This window comes from Niallia sp. XMNu-256, assembly GCF_036670015.1.
In the GTDB taxonomy this organism is placed as follows: Bacteria; Bacillota; Bacilli; order Bacillales; family Cytobacillaceae; genus Bacillus_BD.
This window is the reverse complement of sequence record NZ_CP137636.1, coordinates 1,555,759-1,577,782: the sequence shown is the minus strand read 5'-3', so window position 1 is coordinate 1,577,782 and position 22,024 is coordinate 1,555,759. Positions and strand designations below refer to the sequence as shown.

The window sequence follows — 22,024 nt, the reverse complement described above, 5'->3', positions numbered from 1 at the left end:
CGTTAAACGAACACACTTCAAAAATTCATTTAGTGCTGAAGGTAAACTACCTTAAATATCCAACACTATTAACTGAACAAAGCGTTTTTGATAAGGCGTGATGCTTTATTTCCGCCAAAAATTCGTATAGTCCGCCTTATCCATGATATTAAATTCAATAATATTTTCTAGTAATTCGTAATTTACCTGCTCATTCCACGGAATACGAAATAAGCCTTTGGTAGAGCTGTAGCCAGCTTTTGCAATGTCATCGGCAAAATGCGAAATGCCTGCTACCTCTGGCGAAACACTCAAATGCAGCTTGGCTGTAGAAAAGCCTATGATAAATGTGCCATGGTCGGAAAACATTGGCGTATTCCATTTGAATATCGGTTCCAAATTCGGGAATTTACTTGCAACCCACACCAAAATCTCCTCTGTTCTGTCACGGTGGTCAGGGTTGTCGATTCCTGCTAAATATTTTTCAAAAACCTCCATGTTGATCCCTCCTAGAATAAAATTTTCTCGTTTAATTCGAATTCATTCTAAACTAATATCCAATTCTTGAATTTCGCCCTATAATGAAATAGTCAGAGTAGTTTCTATTAAGTGTTTTAGTTTAAATCCTAATTTTCTTTTTTAACTAGTTTATTTGGAGTTTCTATTAACTTTGCAACTTTTTTACCTTTGTTAAACCTTACGTTATTAAGCCAAAATACGAAAGCCTCTGCATTAAAACAAACTCCATAGATTTTATTGCCTTCCTCATCTTCGGCAGCTGCCACCCAATAAGGATGATTATTTTCTCTGTTATATAACCATTTATCAAAATCTCTTTGTAATTGACGAATATTTCTCCCTACTTTTGCAGGACAACTTATATATTCAGTATCCTTATCGTACATAAATTCGACTTTTACGATCATAATATATTTTCCTTTCTTGATTTTTCTAAACTTTAACACAGATGCTCAATTTACTTTAAATGTTTTGCTCAACTAAATGGCACGTTCGTATTATAAGCTTAGCCAGATATTTCTGGTTGAGCATTTTTTATATCGATATATGATTACTGTAGCCGGGGTAGAACGTATGGCCCGTGGGACCATGATCCCGTCCGCAAAACAGTTCACCCCCTACTTGTAGAAACATGTTTGAGGCTGGTTGGGACTAAGATCTCGTATAACAAGCGAAGCTATGACACTACAAGGAGAATTTAGGGGTACCGGTAATTATTTTTGGAGGAGGAATTTCAATGAGTCCAGTCATTGGTCTGGATGTAGCAAAAGGTGAAAGTCAGGTTCAAGCATACTTGGATAAAAAGAAACCATATAAAAAGAGTTTTAAAGTACAACATAATCTTGAAGGTTTAGCTAGTTTATTAGAAACATTGGGGACGGTTCTCGCGTTTCATTCTCACATCATTTATGGGAATCAGAACTCGAATCATAAAAATAACTGGTAAAGAGACCAGTTTTTATGGTCTTTTTCATTAGAACCTTCCCTGCACTTCTAAGCCATAAAACACCTTCAATAGTTAGTTGTGTATAAAAATTGGGGTGCAGTTCACTGGCCCTATGTCTCTTTGTGGAGGCAAACTACAACCATTCCTATGGCAACTTTCTCACAGATCCAGGAGGCCTACAAATCTCAACATACTTGGGGTCATTTCGGGTGGTCACAGGCACAAAAAATAAGGTGCGCTGACAAATCAATTCGAGATTCTACAAACCTTAACATAACTCTGAATGCAGTGACGGTGGATGCCATTCTTAAATACAAAAATGCAACGCGAGAACCGTCCCCGCGTTGCAATTTAAATGATATGCTTTTCCTCCAGTCGTGCCTCTACCGTCATATTCCCTGCTCTTTTTAATTTCCCCCATCCTACCCGGGTTCCTTTTAGTGCAGTAAATATAGATTTCCATGTTACCCATAGTAATAGATAGCGGTAGATCATTCTTTGCAGGATCAGGGATATAAGCGGTTTAAGGCTTAGTTTCTCCATCCTGAAAGCAACAAGACAAACAAGGAAATCGACCAATAGGTAACTAGCAAAAATCAATAGTGATGTTTGAGCATTCCCTGACAGGATTCCTACTATAAACAACAAATCGATAAGTGGAGCAAACAAAGGAACGATAAATTGAAATAAAAGGATATTTGGGAGGGCAATGAACCCTAGTGATTTATGTTTTGTTCCCCCAAACGCTTTTTTATGTTTCCAAAAACATTGTAAAGTTCCAAATGTCCATCTGAATCGCTGTTTTAAGAAATCTCTCACCGTTTTAGGTGCCTCGGTATAAGCATAGGCCTGTTCATCAATCACCACTTTATAGCCTTTGCGGAGGATTTTTAATGTCATGTCGGTATCTTCTGCAAGAGTATCATTCGAAAAATAGTCTAGCTCTTCTACCACCTGTTTGCGCCACGCCCCGATAGCACCTGGGACGACTGGAATACAATTTAGAGTGGCAAAGCCGCGCTTCTCCAAGTTGAATCCAGTTACATACTCAATATGCTGCCAGGAGGTTAATAGATTTTCCCTGTTTCCAACCCTCACGTTTCCAGATACTGCCGCAATATTTTCATCAGCAAAGTGCCGAACAAGCATGGAAATCGAATTAGGAGGAACAACGGTGTCCGCATCAATAGCGACAAGGATCTCTCCCTTTGCCTTTTGTACTCCTAGATTGAGAGCTGAAGCTTTTCCTTCATTCCTCTTTTGAAAAAGATGAACCTTATCACTGCCTTTGTATTTATTGTTTACTACTAAGGAAGTCTGATCGTTGGAACCATCATCGACAACAATCATCTCTAGGTTTGGGTAATTGCTTTTCAGAATGGACTCAATGGTTCTTCCAATGACCTTCTCTTCGTTGTAGGCTGGAATAATCACACTTACAAACGGAGTAGACTGTCCCATAGGAGGACGGACGCGTTTTTTATGTACGAGAGCTAAACTGCCTAAAATTAAAATTCGCAATACTATAATGAAAATCGCGCCGACAAGCAAAATAGAAATGCCCGCTTTAAAGTTTGCTATATTGAACAGCAGCAATTTGTTGCTTTGTACAATCGGATTTTCCGCCTTTGTAACAGGAGCCATAATATTGCTTTTGCTTTGTTTCATTAATTCATTGACCGTCACAAATGTATATCCTTGATTCTGTAGCTGTTCGATGATTTCAGGAAGCGCCTCAACGGTCGCCTGCCGGTCTCCTCCGCCGTCGTGAAGCAAAATAATATCTCCGCTTGATGCCTGGTTCAAAACATTCTCGACAATGGCCTCGCTGTCACGTAGTTTCCAGTCTTTTGAATCAATATCATAATTGACGGTGATGTACCCCATTTGTGTGACATCCTGTAATTTTTGAAAATGAGATAGCATATACTTTGCCTCTTCATCTCCATATGGAGACCGATACAAAGAGGTCGTTTGTCCAGTAATTCCCTGGATAATACGTTGTGTACCATTAAGTTCCAGTTTTAACTGTTTATCGGACGTTCCAATTTTTTTCGGGTGAGAAAAGGTATGGTTGCCAATCTCATGACCTTCCCGATCCATCCGTTCAATAATCTCTTGATTATGGATCGCCTTATTCCCAATGATAAAAAATGAAGCTTTCACTTGGTATTGTTTCAAAATATCCAATATTTGTTCCGTATACTTAGGATCAGGTCCATCATCAAAAGTTAGGACAATCTCTTTCTCCCCTGGTTGGCTTAAACGCTCAAACTCAGATGATTTAGGATTGGAAATATAGGTTTCATTTGTTATATAGCCAGAGTCATCAAATTGAAGACTACGTTCCCCCTCTTTCCGACTCTCTGACCCTCGATAAATATTCCCATCTCCTGTACTGTAAATATTTCCCCCATTCTTAACAGCAAGCAGTTCTTCCATTTTATTACCTTTGAGAATATCCCAAACCGATGGATCCTCCGACCCTAGCCTCCAGAGTGCTACTCCCTGTGCGCCAGCCTCGGTAGACATTTTCAATTGATTGTAAAAAGTTGCACTGTCTAGAAACCATATTTCATGGACTTTGTTGTTCTCTATATATTTAAGGTAAGGGGTTTTGCTCATATCATCCCATTGGATATTCAAGTTTGCTTTTTCGGCAAGCCTTGTGACGTCATCAAAGGAAACAACTTCTCCCGGCTCCTGGCTGTCCCAATCCCAGTCGTATCCATAATTCCCAAGCCCCACAATTAGCTTTTCCTTCGGTAATTTTGAAAGCACCTCTTTAAACCATGATGAAGAAGCAATGGGACCAGGGTTGTCCACATTCTCATCGTATGTCATCACAATCATCTGATCCACATACTCTTCCAACTCTTTATAATCATACGCCTGATTGGCAGCCGGTACATCGATGGACACTGATAAACCGTCAGCGTGAAAAGTCGTGTACAATTTCTTCATAAACTGGGTTAATCGTTCCCGATCGTTCCTATTTAGATTCTCAAAGTCAATATTAATCCCGTCAAAACCATGCCCTTTAATTAGTTCATGTAGTTGATTGATTAACTTTGTTTGTTTTTCAGGAGAGTTTAATAGCTGATGAAGCATGTCCTGATCCCACTTGCGATTCTGTATGTTGTGAATTAAAGGGACAATTTCAACATCATTCTTTTTCGCAAGCTCCACGATTTTGGGGTCAATATCACTTTCCAGCTCCATATCTTCATTTAAACTTAACCATTGAGGGATCAGAACATCGATTGTCTCAATATTTTCCCTTAATGATTGTTCACTGTTACTGTCCCAATTCACATAGAATGCGTACACATCATCCTTATAGGCCATGTTCTGGTGGAGAAATTTCTCAGTCGTATCGGTATTAGATGACGATACACGTGTCGAAGTCATCGTTTCTGATGGACTGATGTGTGCATATTCATCCGTTACCTCCGTCTTCAATTCAGGAAGACGAGGATTCATATAAAGGCCTAATCCAGAAAAAAAGAGCACAAGACACAATAGCACCGCTAAAAGAGCAAAGAAAATAATCAAAAGGTTCCACCGATGACTTGATTCACTCTCAAAAATAAAATCATTTGGACCGGTTTTAGGGTGGGATTGTGGTATTTTTTTATTTCTGCCACGGAAGATTCTTTTTTTCATTTTGTTACCTATCTCCTATCCTTGCATATAAACAATCTACAAGTTCTTAGTTTCCAAAAATAGCGTAAGTCGCTCATCTCTGAAGAAATTCGACAACAACTGTCAAATTTTACTATTTTTTTCAATCTATTTATAAGAGTATCAATAGGATTTACTAGAAGAAATAGACTGTAATATCCAATTTTAACATCCATAAGCCATTTTCATAGATTTTACCTATGCATAATTACCTAAAAGCAATGTTTTTTCCTTTTTCGCCTAAATCTTTTGTTTCCCTCCTCTTTGGAAACCCTCTTTTTTATTCCTTTTAAGATAGCAAATCATTATGGAAACAGAGCCGCTGAATCAGGAAAATAAATATTTGTAAACATTTTGAATAAATCTTTAATATTTTCGTAAAGTTTTATTAACAAAAGAGAGGACCTCCTGCCTAGGAATAATCTTCTAATTTGAGTAAAATAATGTCATTTTGTCATTTTCCTAGTGATTTTGTCGAATACCTGTATATTTTATTAGATGCTAAAATTATCCTAGATTACTGAAAGGATGTGAAGAAATGGAACAAGAGCAAAAATCTCCATCCCCTAAAAGAAAGCGGCTGGGCTTTAAAATTACACTTGGAGTTATATTCCTTCTTTTATTAGGTGCAGGTACATACGCTTTTTCCGTATATAACTCGATTGCCGGCACAATCGAAAAAACACATAAACCACTAGAACGATCCGAATCGGAGCAGCGGGTTATTGATCTATCAAAAGGAGACCCCATTTCCTTATTATTATTCGGAGTGGACGAGCGTGATGGAGACCGTGGACGCCCAGATTCATTAATTCTATTAACGGCAAATCCTAGCGATCAATCGATTAAAATGGTCAGTATTCCTCGTGATACTTATACGGAAATAGCCGGAAAAGGAATAAAGGATAAAATCAACCATTCCTATACATACGGTGGAGTTGACATGTCCATTAAAACGGTTGAAAATTTCCTCGATGTCCCGATCGACTATTATGTACAAGTCAATATGGCTGGTTTTAAAGATCTTGTCGATGCAGTTGGCGGTGTAACGGTGGATAACACCTTGGATTTTTCTTATGATGGGAGCGACTTTCCTGTTGGGAAACTGGAATTAAACGGGGAAGAAGCCCTGAAGTATTCACGTATGCGTGCTCTTGATCCCCAAGGTGACTTTGGACGACAAGAACGTCAACGTAAAATCATTAAAGGTTTTTTCGACAAAGCTTTACAAGTTGAAACACTCACCAACTATAGAAGCATATTAGAGGCCATCGGCAAGAATCTCAAAACAAATTTAACATTTGAAGAAATGAAACTCATTCAAGAAAACTATGCCCAAACCCGTCACAATCTTGAACAAATCCAAATAAACGGAAGCGGCAAAGAAGAAAACGGAGTCTACTACTACATTGTCCCAGAAGAAGAACGAACAAAACTGTCACAGACACTTAAGGCACACTTGAAACATGGGGACGGTTCTCGCGTTTCATTTTTACATAATTAATGGGAATCAGAACTGGAATGATAGATATAACTAGTGAAGAGACTAGTTTTAAAATATTTTCATTAGAACCTACCCGACACTTCTATGCCAAAAAACTGCACCCCAATTGTTAGTTGTGTATAACAATTGGGGTGCAGTTCACTTTTAAGGAATACTGAGCTATTTTCTACTAACGTAATGGTAATGTTTTAAAAATAGCATAGCAATTTTCGTCTATGAAACTCACAAAATAACTTTTCTCTTCGCCACGTAATTTATATTTCCACTCGTTATTTGAATTTAAATTCAAATCAAGCCACCTTACTATTCACTTTCAATCACATTTCCTTCTGCCGGAATCGGATGCTCTTTCAACAACCGGGCAAAATGCATTAAATTGTTAGCAGTTATTTTTGCATGCTGCATCGTAAAATCGTTCTCTCTCCCGTTTGCCTCAATGAAGGATGGGCCAGGGCCCGCTTCCCCTACCCAATAGGTATCCACATTCGGAGGAATCGTAAACCCAATATGCGACAAGGCGTAAATTAGGTAGCTTGAGACGTTTTTCGCACCGTCTTCATTCCCGGTCACAACCGCTCCGCCCACTTTGTTATAGTAAATGTACTGGCCTTTTTCGTTCGTAAGACTACTTCCACCATACAGTCTTTCTACAACTAAAGTGGCCAGGCTGCTCTGTTCGCCAAGCCAAATCGGCGAGCCAAGCAAAAGGATATCCGCCTGCTTCACTTTTTCAAAAATCTCTGGCCATTGATCGCTATCATTCACTGCCTCATGGGTAATTCCAAAGCCGATATTATAATCAGCCACTCTGAGCACTTCCGTCTCCACTTTGTTTTCATCAAAAAATTTTACAATCTCGTTAATCAGCGCGCGGGTATTGGATTGCTGTGTACTGTCTGTCAAACTACAATTTAAAACTAGTGCTTTAATGCTCATTGCCACATCTCCTTAGGTCATGGTAATACTATTTCTTTTCCCTAAGAATTTTTTATAAAACTAGAAATGCGGTTCGTTCGCGGTTAAAAAGGCTGGTGCAACCGCATATGTGAAACATTGGGTGAAACATTGGGGACGGTTCTCGCGTTTCATTTTCACATAATTAATGGGATCAGAACTGGAATTATAGATATAACTAGTGTTGCCATAGGAATACCCCAATTGTTAGTTGTGTATAACAATTGGGGTGCAGTTAACTGTCCCTGTGTTGCAGTTTTTTGGTTTAGAAGTCCCGGGTAGGTTCTAATGAAAAGATTATGAAAATTGGTCTCTTCAACAAACTCCGGGTCACTTCGGGTGGTGTCAGACACCGAATTTTAAGGAAGGAGTTATTTAAATTCATGTCCATCCTTACTATCTACAATCCTAATTTCTCACTCAGCGGGGTCACTACGATATTAACGGGACGAGTGCCTTTCCTTATATCCCTAATTGTGTTCAAAGGTGGATCCTATTTGACCCTTACTTTTAGAAAATACTTTAGGTTGTTGATATTAAGTCTGCTTGAATAATATAGCGATCTGGAGCATCACCTATAAATTCGAAAGGGTAACAAGTGGTCAAAGTTAAGGTTGGGGAATCTTTAGATACAATGACCGTTCGATCATCCGAGTGAGTAATCCATGTTTTATTGATTCTGTATTCATATAAAGAACCGTCATATTCAACAATGATTCTATCGCCAATTTCTAATTCGCCTAGTCTAGTAAAAACGGTATCTCTATGACCGCTTAAAACAGTATGTTTCATTCCTTTTGGAGTAGTCGTAGAATCACTAATGAACATCCCAACCCCTTGCATTAAAACATTTGAATCTGTTCCCCAGTAAACGGAATATTGCATTTTCAAATCTGGAATGATTAATTTAGCTACTTCTTGACCTATTTCATAATTAACTTCTTCTACAATAGATTGATCATCGGCGGACTTATTGTTTTCAGAAGTATCCGCAGCGTATGCGGGTGCAATTGTTTCAGTTTCCCCTTCATTTAATTGAACCTCATATTTTTCGATGATGTCAGTAGAAATTGTTTCTGCGGAACTTTTAGAGTCGTTCCAAACGTCATAATAAAACCATGTCAAACCAATACCAACAAGAAAAATAACAACACCGATCATTCTTCTCATATTAAACACCCCTTATAAAAAAAAGACAGGATTATTCCCGTCTTTTTAAACCATTATATTCTTCTCTTTTTAGGAGCTAAAGCCATGACTAAACCTAAACCAGCGACAACCACACTTACTAATAGCATTAATGGTCCGTTAGAAGCTGTGTCTGGTAAAGCCTCTCCTTCTTCTTGAGAAGATTTATTTTCTTCAGATGTTGACTTATCTTGATCATCTGTTGAAGAAACTGATTCTTCTATAGAGGATTCAGTAGTTTTTTCTTCAGTTTTTTCCTCAGCTTTTTCCTCGACTGGTGCAGGTTGTTCAGCAGGCTCTTCTTCTTTAACAGCTAATCCATTAATTTTAGATGTATCATAGCCACTCGGTGCTTCACATGGAATACCATCATCAACTGACTTTCCTCTACCATCTAAATTTTCAGGATCATTAGTAGCTGTATACCCCATTTTATTCCAATAGGCTACTACCTCATCATATGATCCAAAATCACCACAATCCTTGTCATTACTTTCATCTGCTGAAGCAACTGTTGAAATTGATGTTGCTAGCAATAATGATGCTGCAATGGATGCAAACCACTTCTTTTTCAAGTAAATCCCTCCATATACATATTATTCTATTTATTCTATATTAATATTTAATTCTATTAAAATCAACATTTTTAACGCAATTTTTCGACACTATTCTCCTTGTATTCTGATGAAATAAAACTTTAATTGAGAGCTTACATTACAAATAACACTGTTATAAATTTTACTTGTTAGATTTTTATTTAAAAACCCTTAAAAATCACGGTTGACTTCTCTAACAAATATTCTCGCATCAGAAACCCTAAAACTCCATGACCTCTTTCTCCCTATACAGTTGAAGCCTCTTCTATTAACTTTTAATCTCGCTTTTTAATGGTTCTAGGTTTATTTTTGCTGTTAAAAAAACAGCTGAGTTATCAGCTGTTTTGTGTAACTTGAGACATGAGGACAGGTTTCTTGTCCTATTACCAAACCATTAAGAGCTTTTAATAATGAATGTGACAATATCTAATCTATTTAGACTATGAAACACAGGAGGAACGGTTCTCGCGTTTCATTTTTAATATAATTTATGGGAATCAGAACTCGAATCTTAAAAATTACTAGTGAATAGACCATTTTTTATGGTCTTTTTCATTAAAATCTTCCCTGCACTTCTAAGCCACAAAAAATGCCCCCCCAATTGTTAGACACAACTAACAATTGGGGGCCAGTTCACTATCCTATGTCCCTGAGGGGGGCAACTATAACCATTTTTATGGCAACTTTCTCACAGGTTCAAGAGGTTTCCAAACTTCAACAAACTTCGGGTCATTTCGGTGGTGGCGGCACCAATTTATTATGTCTGTACGAAAATTTATTGGTACAGACTTATTTTATTAGCCTGTGTACATCTTGGTAATTCGACGTAATTAATTGAGGAAGAGCTTAATTGTCTAATGTCTATTCTATTTGTCTTATTCTCTTTGTAATTACTTTATTTCCTTGAAATGATTTTTTACAAAAAGTTTTATTTGGCATAACTAATGCCTATCTCTGTTTTCAGTTGATTAAATATTGAAAAAAAGAGATTAATCACTTAAACTATTATTATTATATTTTTTAAAATTTAGTGAATATTAAATTTATATTTATATGATTGTCTTGAACTACTAATGACGTCTTTATTATTTTTCATAATCCTTTTGAATACTATTTAACATAAAAATCCAAAAACCTAATAAAAGGAGAAAAAAAGGTACTATGGCTTCAAAGCTAAAGAAAGTCTTATAAGAGGAGGTTTTTTTATGGTTCAGGAGACAACTGGTATGTCTCGCAGAAAGTTTATCGGTGATGCTTGTAAAATCGGGGGCGCTTCTGCTGTTTTCGGTGTCACAGGTGCTATTGGATTACTTCCTCCTGAAACGGTGGCTAGTGCGGATACAGGAGAGAAAAAAGATAAAACTAATAAAAAGAAACCACAAAAAGGCAGTTCCTATATGCTTTTAAATGTTCGATTAGAAAGTGGTTACACTTATGAAAATGGCGATGTTGTCGCAACTGAAACGGTATTACGGAATATTGAAATCAAAAAAGGAAAGATTTCTAAAATACTAGATACTAGTAAACCCTATAATAAGGGGATCGATTGCTATGATGCAAAAGGATTGCTACTACTGCCATCTTTTAGGGAAATGCACATTCATTTAGATAAAACTTATTATGGTGGCCACTGGAAAGCAGCGGGTATGAGGAAAAATGGTAGATTCGATTTAATTGAATTGGAAGAGACCCTACTTCTTGAGCTATTACCAACTGCTCAGGAACGAGCTGAGAAGTTAATTGAACTGATTCTTGGCTTTGGATCCACATATGTGAGAACCCATTGCAACATTGATCCGGTTGTAGGTTTGAAAAATCTCGAGAAACTTAAGCTTGCCTTAGGAAATTACTCAGACAAGATTTCTCATGAAATTGTTGCCTTCCCCCAACACGGCTTACTTCGTTCAAATGTAGAGGGTTTAATGCGTGAAGCCATGCAGCTTGGCGTTTCACACGTAGGTGGAATCGATCCAACCGTGTTTGATACGGATATGGAAAAATCATTACATACGATGGTGCAAATCGCAGTGGATTATAATGCAGGAATTGATATTCATCTGCATGAAGGTGGCGAAACGGGCTTAAAGGCTATTCACAGATTGGCAGATCTGACTGAAGAGGCAGGTTTACAGGGAAAAGTAACAATAAGCCACGCATATGCGCTAGCATCGTTAACTCCTGATGAAGTTGGAGAAATAGCCAATCGCCTTGCATCTTTAGGGATATCTATCGCATCTTCTGTTCCGATTGGTGAAGGAGTAATGCCGATTCCAACTCTTCAAAATCATAAAGTTAACGTGATGCTTGGTAATGATAGTATTACTGATCACTGGGATCCATTCGGGATTGGTGATACGTTACAGAAGGCCCACCTGGCCGCACAGTTGTATGGGTGGAAACATGAATACAGTCTGTCACGTGCCCTTTCCCTTGCTACTGGTGGAATTACACCATTAAACGAGTCCGGTAAGCAAATATGGCCTAAAGTAGGAGATGAGGCTACAGCTGTACTAGTCCAAGCAAGCTGTTCAGCTGAAACGGTGGCACGTTTACCAAAACGTGTAGCTGTCCTTCATAAAGGAATTTTATCTTCGGGCTCCCTAGACGAAAAAAGAAATTAAGCAAGAGAAATGAAAGGGTACCGTTTGTAAAGGACAGTTTAAGAAGAGGATCTCTGTATTGCACAAGAGAACTGAAAAACTTACCTTTTATTTATAAATATCACTCCTATAGAAAAATTAGCACCTTCTTGTCCGTTTTCGGACTAAGAAGGTGCTAAAAGGTACATCTGCCCTTCAAAAAGAAAGGATGTCCCGGCAACCATTTCTTCTTTTGGTTGGAGGCACTAACACTTTTCTATTTTTTACATCATACACACCTTTTGGAGTCAACCGGATAAAGGGTAAATGTGTTCCCGGGAGAAATAATATCGTGAAAGCGGGATCGTTGTATTTATAGCCTCTTTCTTTTAATAACTGAATCATTCTTTTCTCTTTCTCGATTAATAAGCCCATATCTTGATCAGACATGATTCCGCTTAGAGTCAAAGGAATTTCATGGAGAACCCGATGATCTTCCACTAACACCGTTCCCCCACCGATTGCTTGCATACGTTCGAAAGCTTTGATCATATCTGCTTTATTTTTACCTATTATGATCATGTCGCCTGAACTACAATAAGAACTGGCAAATCCATCCAAGTGTTGGGCAAAGCCTTTCAATAATGTATTGACTCTCCATGTTCCGTCTCTTCCCACCATCATCAAGAAACATTCATCATGGTCAAAGGATAATTTATCACTATTTATATCTATGTTACTTTCATACGGGATGGTAATTACATTATTTCGTAAGCGAATGCCTGTTGTCGTCGTAAAGGTCATATCTTCTTCTTGTAAAGTCCATTTTAAGTCAAGTGGGGATAGTTGATATTGATTCCAATCGACAACGGGTGCATCGTATTGATTGTGACCATCTTTTTTAATCCATTTCCCTTTAGCCATTACACTTATCGGCGTAGGGTTTTCTATGCTCTCTAATACATTAATATTCGCAATTCTTCCTGTAGCAATGGATCCATGTAGATGTTCCAAATTATAGTAGCGGGCAATATTATAACTTGCCATGTGATAAGCATCGATGAATGGAATTCCATGATCAATGGCTTTTTTAATTAGCTCGTCTGTCATTCCGTTTTCATAAAAGGATGGATGGGATCCATCTGTAGTAAAGAAAAATCTGTCAAATTTTTGAACACCTAACTGTATTAATTCCTTTAAAAGATGATCCAAATCAGGTCTAATCGAAGAATGTCTGAGAGATACCACATAGCCCTGCATGAGCCGGGTAAGTGCTTCCTGACCTGTCATGGCTTCATGGTCACAATCTGCACCCATAACCATTAGTTTGGCTAACGTCCGTTCTGAAGCACCTGGAAAATGCCCTTCGACTTTCTTATTTAATTTCTTTGTCTCTTGTAACCAAGTTAGCATTTGGTTGTCACCGTTGACTAATCTCGGCCACTCTGTCAGCTCTCCGCCTTGCAGTACAGATGGATGTTGGATCCATTGCATAATATCTTCATGATTGAACATCTCTTGAAGATGATCAAGCTCAGTATTTGCATCAAACCGGCACCACCAGTACATGCTTGATGGGAGGTTATTTAAATCATTTAATAATTGGAAAGCGGATTCATTCGTGAGCTGAAGGAAAAAGGTTAAATTATCGCTAATTAACGTGGTTGTTCCAAATTGCCCACTATGTTCTGCTAATGTAAGAGGATTATATAGCTGGCAGGGGTGAGTATGCGGTTCTATATATCCGGGAACTAAAAATTGACCGTGACAAGCAATGACCTCACACCCATCTAATTGTTCAGGAAGCTTCTCTCCTACATAAACAATCCGATCTTCATAGATCCAAATATTGGCCACTAGCCATTGTTGTAAATACGAATTTAAATAGGTGGCATTTTTGAGGATCATATGCGGATGTATCACTTCATCAAGTACCTCTACTTGTTTTCTAATTTGATCATTGCTCCATCTATAGCCTCTGCTATCCATCCAATAACCCCCAATCTTTATTCAAAATTTTCCAACTCCTCTTCATATAAAATATCACGAATGGATAACGAACACGAGGATGATGCCCTTCAGTTAATCACCTTCCAGTCGTATTTCGTGTAAAAGTACTGATCTACTAATTACAACTTTCTATCATAACCTCCCCAGGAATTACCGTCGAACTATACTCAAACCATTCTTTACTTTTTTCTTTCCTTTCCATTCGAAGTTTAGCCCGGTCCGGTGCGGTTTCATTTAATCTTATTTCTTCCTCTGTTTCAGGAATAACATCAGGAACTCTTACGGGACGTTTATTTTCATCCAATCCGACAAAGGTTAAGATTGCAGTCGCGGCTAGTTTACGCTCTCCGTTTTTTAAATCCTCAGCCATCACCTTTACAACGATTTCCATTGATGATGAACCTGCCCAAGTAACATAAGATTCATAACTGACGGCATCTGTCGTTCGGATTGGTGCTAAAAATTCAACACAATCCGTTGAAGCTGTCACACAATTTGCACGACAATGACGTAACGCAGAAATCGAAGCTACTTCATCCATATCCCTCATGATTCGCCCTCCAAATAACGTCCCATGACTATTCACATCATTTTGAAAGACACGATTGGTTTGAATCACTCTTGATTCTTTACAATACTTTGCATTCATGTTTTACGCCTCCTTTTTAATACCTAATAACGAATGTTTTTCTTTTATTAACCTTGTACTTGAATCCTATTTATATTTTTCTAGTTCAACTCGCTCTCCTTTCTGTCCTACTGAAAAAGAAGACCACAAATTAACAGAGATTTTCTTATTAGTATAATTGCAATTTTCATGCCAACTTTTTGTTCCTTAAAACGTAAGCTCTATGGAATTTATATTCTTAATGGTGATAAATCTTCGCAAGAATGCGAAACACGAATGCAAAATGACAAAATGAATGGAAAAATGAAAATGGTCACGTTCATTTTCTATAGCAGAGTCAGAAAATTAAACTTGACCATTCCTTATGTTTATATGAATAATAATTACTCACTTACTACTAGCAACTGGTTTTAATTGCTGATAATGCAGAGCAAGATCCTTCAATGCAGCAACCAATGCATTGGCTCCCTTCCCATGATAATGGTTTTGGATCGCTTCAATCGCTTCATCTACTCCATCACGGATACTAAATCCCTTCAAGAGCTGTCCAATAAACTGACGTCCATGTCCGGTAGCTAAAGTACAAGAGGCTTCAAGTACCACTCCATACTTTCTATCGATTTCAGCTGTAATCGTCAATGTTTCATAGACACTTTTGGCTGCCATTCCCTGAGGTAAACGTGCGTGTCCGGCGATAAACATCGTTCTTTCGTTAAACATCAAATCGACCCCCCTTATTAGAAATCATATAAACAAATCATTTAAACAATCGTACTGATGCGATTTGTTAAATTGGATTGAACAGGAATCCGTCTTACCACTTCTTTCCCAATTTCAATGGATGCAGTTGCTGCAGGAGATGGTGCATTACACACATGAACCGAACGTTTTCCCATAATAATATGAAAATCGTCAACCATATTTCCATCAAATTTCAACGCTTGTGCTCGAACTCCCGCTGGTGCCGGGATTAAATCGTCTTCCTGAATGTCAGGTATTAATTCTTGAAGACTTTTCGTAAATTGCTTTTTGCTAAAAGACCGAACATATTCATCAAGTCCTTCCTTCGCAAATTTACCAGCCATTTTCCATAATCCAGGGAAGCTTAAAGAGTCCATTACATCTTTAAAGCTAAAATCTGTCTTTTTATACCCTTCTCGCTTAAAGGCCATAACCGCATTCGGACCCGCATCCACTTCGCCACTGACCATTCGGGTAAAATGAACACCTAAGAATGGAAATTTAGGATTTGGTACAGGATAGATCAAATGTTTCACAAGATGCCGTTTTTCAGGCCTCAATTTATAGTACTCACCACGAAACGGCACAATTTTCAGATCTGTCTGATAGCCTGCTGAGGCTGCCACACGATCGCTATGCAATCCAGCACAGTTGATGATCATATGAGCTTTGAACGTACCTCTGTTCGTTTCAATGGTAACTTGATCCGATGCCTCATGTATTTTCTCGACCTTTGTGTTTAACCTAATCTCACCACCGTTTTCCATAATAAGTTCTGCAAATTTTTCACTTACTTGACGGTAATTTACAATCCCGGCCATTGGCACACGAATGGCTCCAAATCCTTTTACATGGGGTTCAATTTCTTTTAATTCTTCCGGTACGATTCTATAAATGTTTAACCCATTTTTTAGCCCACGTTGATATAAATCCTCTAAAAGAGGGAGTTCTTCCGCTTTCGTGGCAACAATGACTTTCCCACAAATCTCGTGCTGGATTCCGTAGGTTTGACAAAATTCTCGCATCGATTGACTTCCCGCTCGAGCAAACCGCGCCTTAAAACTACCTGGTTTATAATAGATTCCCGAATGAATCACTCCGCTATTATGGCCTGTTTGATGATTCGCAACCGATGATTCTTTTTCAATGACAACGACCTTCGCATTTGGGAACTTTTCATAAATCGCCATTCCCGTTGAAAGACCTACAATCCCTCCCCCAATGATTGCAAAATCATACATGAGCATTTCCCTCCATTCTTTTATAGATGCGGCCAAATCCCACCTGAAACAGGCATGATATGTCCAGTTATATAGGCGGACTCATCACTTGCTAAAAATAGTGCCGCATTGGCAATATCCTTTGGATCTCCTAATCTACCTAATAAAGTCTTCCTACGATATTCTTCTAGAGTATCACTGTCCATACGGTCTACAATCGAAGTTTGAATTAACCCTGGCGCAATACAATTCACATTAATCGTTGGACTTAATTCCTTTGCAGCTGTTTTCGTAAAGGAGGCTACTCCCGCCTTTGCTGCTCCATAATCTGCGTACCCTTTTTCCCCTTCAAAATGAATGGTAGAAATGTTGATCATTTTTCCATAACCTTGCTGGAGCATGATCGGAGCAACTAATTTTGTGCAATGCAATGTTCCCTTTAAATTAAGTTCCATCGTTTGATCCCAGCGTTCCCCATCAATTTCAAAAAGGGATTTGATCATGGTCGTATCGCGAATCCCGCCCACGACATTTACTAAAATATCAATTTTATCGAATTTTTTATTTGCTTCTTCAACAACCTCTTTAACCTCGTCAAAATCTAGCACACTTGCTCTTATGGCTACCAACCGATCAGCATCCAATAATTCTAGCAGTTTTTCTCTCGTTCGATTTAATCGATTCTCAGAAATATCGGTAATGACTAATTTGGCACCCTCTTCGGCAAACCGCAAAGCAATCGCTTCTCCCATTGGGCCGCCAGCACCAGTAACGAAAGCTACTTTATCTTTAAGCCGCAAATGAATTCCCCCTACTTGTTTAATCGTTTAATAAAGTGAAACTTCCATCAGTGGGGGTTTTCTTTCTCCCCACTGAGGGAAAGTATGATGAGTCTAGTGACCTTCCTTTATTGATATTTTCGGTGTAATTGAGCGGCAATAATATTCTTTTGGATTTCAGAAGTACCTTCATAAATTCTAGTAATGCGGGCATCACGGTAATAACGTTCGATCGGATACTCAGAAATATATCCCATCCCCCCATGAATTTGGACTGCTTTATCTGCGACACGATTATAGGTTTCAGAACCAAGCAATTTAACCATTGCTGCTTCTTTAATCACATTCTTTCCTTGATCTACAAGGTTCGCTACATGATAAGTAAATGCCCGAAGTGCTTCAATTTCTGTTGCCATTTCTGCTAAATAATGTTGGATAATTTGTTGTTCGAAAATGGGCTTTCCAAACTGTACACGCAGATGAGCATAGTCGAGGGACATCTCTAATAATTTATCAGCAGATCCGAGATTTCTTGCCGCCATGGCTGCACGGCCGTTAGCTAAAATTTTCAATGCGTTTACATATCCTTGTCCTTCTTCTCCTAACACGTTCTCTTCTGGAACCTCGCAATCCTCGAAGAAAATCTCATATGTGTGTGAACCATGAAGACCCATTTTCTTTTCTTTATTTCCTAATATAAATCCTGGGAAATTCTTCTCAACAATAAAAGATGTGATTCCTTTTGGCCCTTTTGACGGATCTGTAACCGCCATTACTGTGAACACATCTGCAAGTCCTGCATTGGTAATATAGCACTTAGAGCCATTAAGAATATAACGATCCCCTTTTTTGACCGCTGTTGTTTTTAAATTGTACGCATGAGATCCGGCACTTGGCTCTGTTAAGGCAAAAGCACCAATATATTCACCGGTTGCCATTTTTGGGAGATACTTTTGTTTTTGTTCTTCGTTTGCCAATTCTACAATTCCGACGCTTCCAATTCCGGTATGACCACCAATGACTGTTGTATATCCGTTAATGGTTCTACCTACTTCCTCTAGAACTGCACATTTTCCAAGCATTCCAATCCCAAGACCGCCATACTCTTCTGGAATACTAAGTGCAAACAAGCCCATTTCCTTCGATTTATCCAAAATACTTTGTGGGATTTCATCCGTTTCTTCAATTAAATTTGCATGTGGTTCTACTTCATTATCAATAAAATCGCGAATTCCCTCTTTTAATTGTTGAATGTCCTTTGTTAGAACTTGTTCCATTCTATTCACGTTCCTTTCTATCCAATCGTGTTTTTGTTTTATATCTACTCTTCTTTTTATTGATAAGTATAAAATCCTTGACCTGATTTCCGCCCTAATCTTCCAGCCTTCACATATTTCACTAGCAATGGGGATGGACGATATTTTTCACCAAGGGCGTTGTATAGATATTCCATGTTCCGAAGACGACTATCTAAACCTACGAGATCTGCCATTTCAAGTGGCCCCATTGGATGATTTAAGCCAAGTTTAATGGCTTTATCAATATCCTCAGCTGAGGCTACTCCTTCCATCAGCATATTCATTGCTTCATTTCCTATTATGCAATTCATCCGACTTGTGACAAATCCAGGGAATTCATTGACTTCAACTGTTTCCTTACCCATTTTTTCAGAAACTTGACGAATCACCTCGACCGTTTGATCAGAAGTATCCAATCCGCGAATAATTTCAATTAATTTCATCCGATGAACGGGATTGAAGAAGTGCATGGCCACAAATTGATCTGGTCTTTTCGTTGCATGGCCAATTTCCGTTGGACTCATGGTCGATGTGTTGGTAGCTAAAATGGCATGATCTGGAGCAAACTCCTCGACCTTTTTAAAGGTTTCAATCTTTAACTCCATGATTTCAAGGATCGCTTCAATGACTAAATCGGCATCCTTTACTGCTTCGCTAAGTTCAGTTGTGTAAAGGATGTTTTGTTGGACAAAGCCCCGTTGTTCATTTGTGATATATCCTTTTTCCGCACTGGAAGCAGCGAGTGAACCATTATAATCTTTTGCCTTCCCAAGTGCTTCTTCGGAAATATCCTGAAGGGTGACGTCAAAGCCTGATAATGCTGCCGTATAGGCGATTCCGCGTCCCATTGTGCCACTGCCAATGACCGCAATCTTTTTTACTTCCATGTTTTTCTCTCCCATCTATACCTGACAATTTTCAAAAATAGTTGTAATTCCTTGTCCACCGCCAATACACAATGTCACCAATCCATACTTCACGCCTCTACGTTCCATTTCATGAAGTAGTTTGGTTGTAAGAATAGATCCTGTTGCTCCCAATGGATGACCGAGTGCAATCGCTCCACCGTTAACATTCAATTTATCTAGATCCAGATTAAGTTCTTTTATAACGGCAATTGACTGTGCAGCAAAGGCCTCATTTAACTCAATTAATCCAATGTCTCCTAGTGTTAACCCTGCTCTTTGTAAGGCAAGCTTTGTGGATGTAACCGGTCCAATTCCCATCATTTCAGGGGACACACCTGAAACCGCTTGTGAAACGATCTTTGCTTTTGGTTGTACTCCATATTGTTTCACAGCCTCTTCAGACATCAATATAACGGCTGATGCCCCATCATTACGGCCGCTGCTATTTCCGGCTGTAACGCTTCCATTTTCCTTAAAAACGGGTTTTAAACTTCCCAGCTTTTCTAAGCTTGATAGACGTGGATGCTCATCTACCGCAAATGTTTTTACGCTCTTACGCTCTCGAACTTCATAAGGAACGATCTCTTTTTCAAATCTGCCAGAAGAAATCGCATCATGTGCAAGTTGTTGACTTCTCATCGCAAACTCATCCTGCTCTTCTCGAGAAATCACATATGCTTCAGCCAAATTTTCCGCTGTTAAACCCATCGTTAAATTTCCATATTCTTCAATCGGTTGAGAACGTAATTGGCTTTCCGTATTCGAATCAACGAGAACATTATTTCCTGTACCGATTCCATAACGGGCGTTCCGAATATAAAATGGCGCTAAACTCATTGATTCAACACCACCTGCAATAATGACCTCGTTTACACCACCGGCGATTTGTAATGCTCCATTATTGATTGCTTGAAGGGACGATCCGCACTGTCTATGAACCGTGTATCCTGGAACCTCAACAGGAAGTCCTGCCCGGAGCGCAGCAAGTCGTCCAATATTTGGCTGGTCTGATGTTTGTTTCGTCTGACCAAGAATTACTTCTCCTACTGCACTTTTGTCTATGTTTGCTCTACTAATAACTTCTTCAATCACCTTTGCTACGAGGAAATCGGGTTGCACATCTTTTAATGTGCCGCCCATTTTTCCAATAGCCGTTCGAACGGACTCAACTACATATACTTGTTTCATAGGCTCCTCCTATAGAAGTAAATAGATTTAAGGAGCCATGAGCCCCTCCTATCTATTCATGGATTTAAATGCTTATTTTGAATCTATTAATCAATGAATACATACAATTTTAATTTTTAGATGTGACTAATTGATGATTCGTAGATTTAAATTCTTTACCGATGATATCCTTCGCAATTACCATCATATTTGCTTCTGCTGTACCATCGCCAATTTCCAATCCAATGACATCACGTAAACGTTGCTCATGAGCCATTTCCTTCGTGTAACCATAATGTCCATTAAACAATAAACATTGGTGAATCGCTTCCACTCCATATTTAGGTCCTAACCATTTGACCGATGCAGATTCCTTGGAATGTGGTAATCCTTGGTCACGAAGCCATAAACCACGATATGACTGCCATTTAACAAACTCTAATTGTGTATAGTGAGTAACAATTGGGAATTGAACCCCTTGATAGGTTGCTAAAGGTTTGCCAAAGGAAGTTCGCATTTTAACGTGTTCAATCGTCTCATCAATACTTTGGGAAGCAGCTCCTACACATTGAAGGCCGATTAATAGACGGCTAAGATCAAACCCATTCATCACCTGGGAAAACCCTTTATTTTCAAGGCCAATCATGTTCTCCTCAGGTACTACTACATCTGTTAGATACACCGAACCACGACCAATTGGAATATTTCCCATATCCTCGTAACCCTTACATTCTACTCCTGGCAGATCAGACGGTACGATAAAGCAACTGATCCCACGGCCGCCTAATTCGGGGTTCGTTTTAGCAAATATTAGAAATGCATCAGCAACTGTTGCCACACTAATTCCAGACTTTTCTCCGTTTAATACATAACCATTCTCTTGACGAACGGCTGTTGCTTTAATTCCACCAGCATCTGTTCCAGCAGTAGGCTCTGTAATGGCAATCCCTACGATGCTGTCCCCGCTCGCGATTTTTGGAAGCCACTCTTGTTTTAATTCTTCAGAAGCATGATTATTAATGATTTCACCGATTAAACCATTCAACATAACCGCATACGTAAGATTGAAATCACCGCGTCCGATTTCCTCGGCTGCAATCCCAGTTGTTACACAATCCGCTCCACTACCGCCATACTCAACGGGAATACGAAGTCCATTTACACCTAATTCACCTAACTTCTTCCATAAATGTCTTGGGGTGATCCCTTCTCTTTCCCATCTCGTATAGTTTGGTAACAGTTCCTCAGTAGCAAAGTCCTTTAACATCTTACGAAAAAACTCTTGTTCCTCTGTGAATGAAAAATTTAACATATTAATTCCTCC

General features: G+C 38.8%; 17 protein-coding genes and 1 pseudogene. 3 read left to right on the top strand and 15 right to left on the bottom strand.

Annotated elements, in window-relative coordinates; all coding sequences use genetic code 11:
* Positions 1–105: 105 nt before the first annotated feature.
* Together R4Z10_RS08065 and R4Z10_RS08060 are read right to left on the bottom strand one after the other, a co-directional pair.
* On the bottom strand, positions 106–477 hold the full coding sequence (locus R4Z10_RS08065) for an iron chaperone (protein WP_338472675.1): 372 nt from the start codon (positions 475–477) through the stop codon (positions 106–108).
* 128 nt (positions 478–605) lie between these two features.
* A complete protein-coding gene (locus R4Z10_RS08060; RefSeq protein ID WP_338472674.1) occupies positions 606–905 on the bottom strand; it encodes a hypothetical protein in 300 nt (99 codons plus the stop codon).
* A 329-nt stretch (positions 906–1,234) separates the two neighbouring features.
* Between R4Z10_RS08060 and R4Z10_RS08055 the strand changes: the two are divergent.
* Positions 1,235–1,372, top strand: a pseudogene (locus R4Z10_RS08055) (IS110 family transposase); the annotation flags it as partial.
* A 423-nt stretch (positions 1,373–1,795) separates the two neighbouring features.
* Here R4Z10_RS08055 and R4Z10_RS08050 read toward each other — a convergent pair.
* Entirely contained in the window at positions 1,796–5,110 is a 3,315-nt protein-coding gene (locus R4Z10_RS08050; RefSeq protein WP_338472673.1) for a glycosyltransferase, read from the bottom strand.
* A gap of 556 nt (positions 5,111–5,666) precedes the next feature.
* On the opposite strand from R4Z10_RS08050, the gene R4Z10_RS08045 reads away from it, so the two are divergent.
* Positions 5,667–6,632: an LCP family protein gene (locus R4Z10_RS08045; RefSeq protein WP_338472672.1), complete on the top strand. Its 966-nt coding sequence runs from the start codon at positions 5,667–5,669 to the stop codon at positions 6,630–6,632.
* A gap of 303 nt (positions 6,633–6,935) precedes the next feature.
* On the opposite strand, the gene R4Z10_RS08040 is transcribed toward R4Z10_RS08045, so the two are convergent.
* The 3 genes from R4Z10_RS08040 to R4Z10_RS08030 form a co-directional block, all read right to left on the bottom strand.
* Complete coding sequence (locus tag R4Z10_RS08040) at positions 6,936–7,568, bottom strand: flavodoxin family protein (RefSeq protein ID WP_338473193.1); 633 nt, start codon at positions 7,566–7,568, stop codon at positions 6,936–6,938.
* A 540-nt stretch (positions 7,569–8,108) separates the two neighbouring features.
* Entirely contained in the window at positions 8,109–8,756 is a 648-nt protein-coding gene (locus R4Z10_RS08035; RefSeq protein WP_338472671.1) for a class D sortase, read from the bottom strand.
* Between the two features lie 53 nt (positions 8,757–8,809).
* Positions 8,810–9,349 carry a hypothetical protein gene (locus tag R4Z10_RS08030; protein ID WP_338472670.1) on the bottom strand — a complete coding sequence of 180 codons (540 nt, stop codon included), beginning with the start codon at positions 9,347–9,349 and terminating at the stop codon, positions 8,810–8,812.
* 1,418 nt (positions 9,350–10,767) lie between these two features.
* On the opposite strand from R4Z10_RS08030, the gene R4Z10_RS08025 reads away from it, so the two are divergent.
* Positions 10,768–11,991: an amidohydrolase gene (locus R4Z10_RS08025; RefSeq protein WP_338473192.1), complete on the top strand. Its 1,224-nt coding sequence runs from the start codon at positions 10,768–10,770 to the stop codon at positions 11,989–11,991.
* Positions 11,992–12,165: 174 nt separating this feature from the next.
* On the opposite strand, the gene R4Z10_RS08020 is transcribed toward R4Z10_RS08025, so the two are convergent.
* The 9 genes from R4Z10_RS08020 to R4Z10_RS07980 form a co-directional block, all read right to left on the bottom strand.
* Entirely contained in the window at positions 12,166–13,938 is a 1,773-nt protein-coding gene (locus R4Z10_RS08020; protein WP_338472669.1) for an adenine deaminase C-terminal domain-containing protein, read from the bottom strand.
* 136 nt (positions 13,939–14,074) lie between these two features.
* Complete coding sequence (locus R4Z10_RS08015) at positions 14,075–14,608, bottom strand: acyl-CoA thioesterase (protein ID WP_338472668.1); 534 nt, start codon at positions 14,606–14,608, stop codon at positions 14,075–14,077.
* 366 nt (positions 14,609–14,974) lie between these two features.
* Positions 14,975–15,307, bottom strand: coding sequence for a DUF3870 domain-containing protein (locus R4Z10_RS08010; RefSeq protein WP_338472667.1), 333 nt, complete (start codon positions 15,305–15,307; stop codon positions 14,975–14,977).
* A gap of 41 nt (positions 15,308–15,348) precedes the next feature.
* The gene (gene lhgO, locus R4Z10_RS08005; protein ID WP_338472666.1) at positions 15,349–16,569 is read right to left on the bottom strand and encodes an L-2-hydroxyglutarate oxidase; all 1,221 of its coding nucleotides are present in this window, start codon (positions 16,567–16,569) and stop codon (positions 15,349–15,351) included.
* Between the two features lie 20 nt (positions 16,570–16,589).
* On the bottom strand, positions 16,590–17,348 hold the full coding sequence (locus R4Z10_RS08000) for an SDR family NAD(P)-dependent oxidoreductase (protein ID WP_338472665.1): 759 nt from the start codon (positions 17,346–17,348) through the stop codon (positions 16,590–16,592).
* A 107-nt stretch (positions 17,349–17,455) separates the two neighbouring features.
* Positions 17,456–18,604: an acyl-CoA dehydrogenase family protein gene (locus R4Z10_RS07995; RefSeq protein ID WP_338472664.1), complete on the bottom strand. Its 1,149-nt coding sequence runs from the start codon at positions 18,602–18,604 to the stop codon at positions 17,456–17,458.
* A 56-nt stretch (positions 18,605–18,660) separates the two neighbouring features.
* Positions 18,661–19,512, bottom strand: coding sequence for a 3-hydroxyacyl-CoA dehydrogenase (locus tag R4Z10_RS07990; RefSeq protein ID WP_338472663.1), 852 nt, complete (start codon positions 19,510–19,512; stop codon positions 18,661–18,663).
* A 15-nt stretch (positions 19,513–19,527) separates the two neighbouring features.
* Positions 19,528–20,721: a thiolase family protein gene (locus tag R4Z10_RS07985; RefSeq protein ID WP_338472662.1), complete on the bottom strand. Its 1,194-nt coding sequence runs from the start codon at positions 20,719–20,721 to the stop codon at positions 19,528–19,530.
* Between the two features lie 109 nt (positions 20,722–20,830).
* A complete protein-coding gene (locus tag R4Z10_RS07980; protein WP_338472661.1) occupies positions 20,831–22,012 on the bottom strand; it encodes an acyl-CoA dehydrogenase family protein in 1,182 nt (393 codons plus the stop codon).
* Positions 22,013–22,024 lie beyond the last annotated feature (12 nt).

Coding starts and splice junctions, on each gene's coding strand:
- R4Z10_RS08065 (WP_338472675.1), bottom strand. CDS start 477: ATGGAGGTTTTTGAAAAATATTTAGCAGGAATCGACAACCCTGACCAC.
- R4Z10_RS08060 (WP_338472674.1), bottom strand. CDS start 905: ATGATCGTAAAAGTCGAATTTATGTACGATAAGGATACTGAATATATA.
- R4Z10_RS08050 (WP_338472673.1), bottom strand. CDS start 5,110: ATGAAAAAAAGAATCTTCCGTGGCAGAAATAAAAAAATACCACAATCC.
- R4Z10_RS08045 (WP_338472672.1), top strand. CDS start 5,667: ATGGAACAAGAGCAAAAATCTCCATCCCCTAAAAGAAAGCGGCTGGGC.
- R4Z10_RS08040 (WP_338473193.1), bottom strand. CDS start 7,568: ATGAGCATTAAAGCACTAGTTTTAAATTGTAGTTTGACAGACAGTACA.
- R4Z10_RS08035 (WP_338472671.1), bottom strand. CDS start 8,756: ATGAGAAGAATGATCGGTGTTGTTATTTTTCTTGTTGGTATTGGTTTG.
- R4Z10_RS08025 (WP_338473192.1), top strand. CDS start 10,768: ATGCTTTTAAATGTTCGATTAGAAAGTGGTTACACTTATGAAAATGGC.
- R4Z10_RS08020 (WP_338472669.1), bottom strand. CDS start 13,938: ATGGATAGCAGAGGCTATAGATGGAGCAATGATCAAATTAGAAAACAA.
- R4Z10_RS08015 (WP_338472668.1), bottom strand. CDS start 14,608: ATGAATGCAAAGTATTGTAAAGAATCAAGAGTGATTCAAACCAATCGT.
- R4Z10_RS08010 (WP_338472667.1), bottom strand. CDS start 15,307: ATGTTTAACGAAAGAACGATGTTTATCGCCGGACACGCACGTTTACCT.
- lhgO (WP_338472666.1), bottom strand. CDS start 16,569: ATGTATGATTTTGCAATCATTGGGGGAGGGATTGTAGGTCTTTCAACG.
- R4Z10_RS07995 (WP_338472664.1), bottom strand. CDS start 18,604: ATGGAACAAGTTCTAACAAAGGACATTCAACAATTAAAAGAGGGAATT.
- R4Z10_RS07990 (WP_338472663.1), bottom strand. CDS start 19,512: ATGGAAGTAAAAAAGATTGCGGTCATTGGCAGTGGCACAATGGGACGC.
- R4Z10_RS07985 (WP_338472662.1), bottom strand. CDS start 20,721: ATGAAACAAGTATATGTAGTTGAGTCCGTTCGAACGGCTATTGGAAAA.
- R4Z10_RS07980 (WP_338472661.1), bottom strand. CDS start 22,012: ATGTTAAATTTTTCATTCACAGAGGAACAAGAGTTTTTTCGTAAGATG.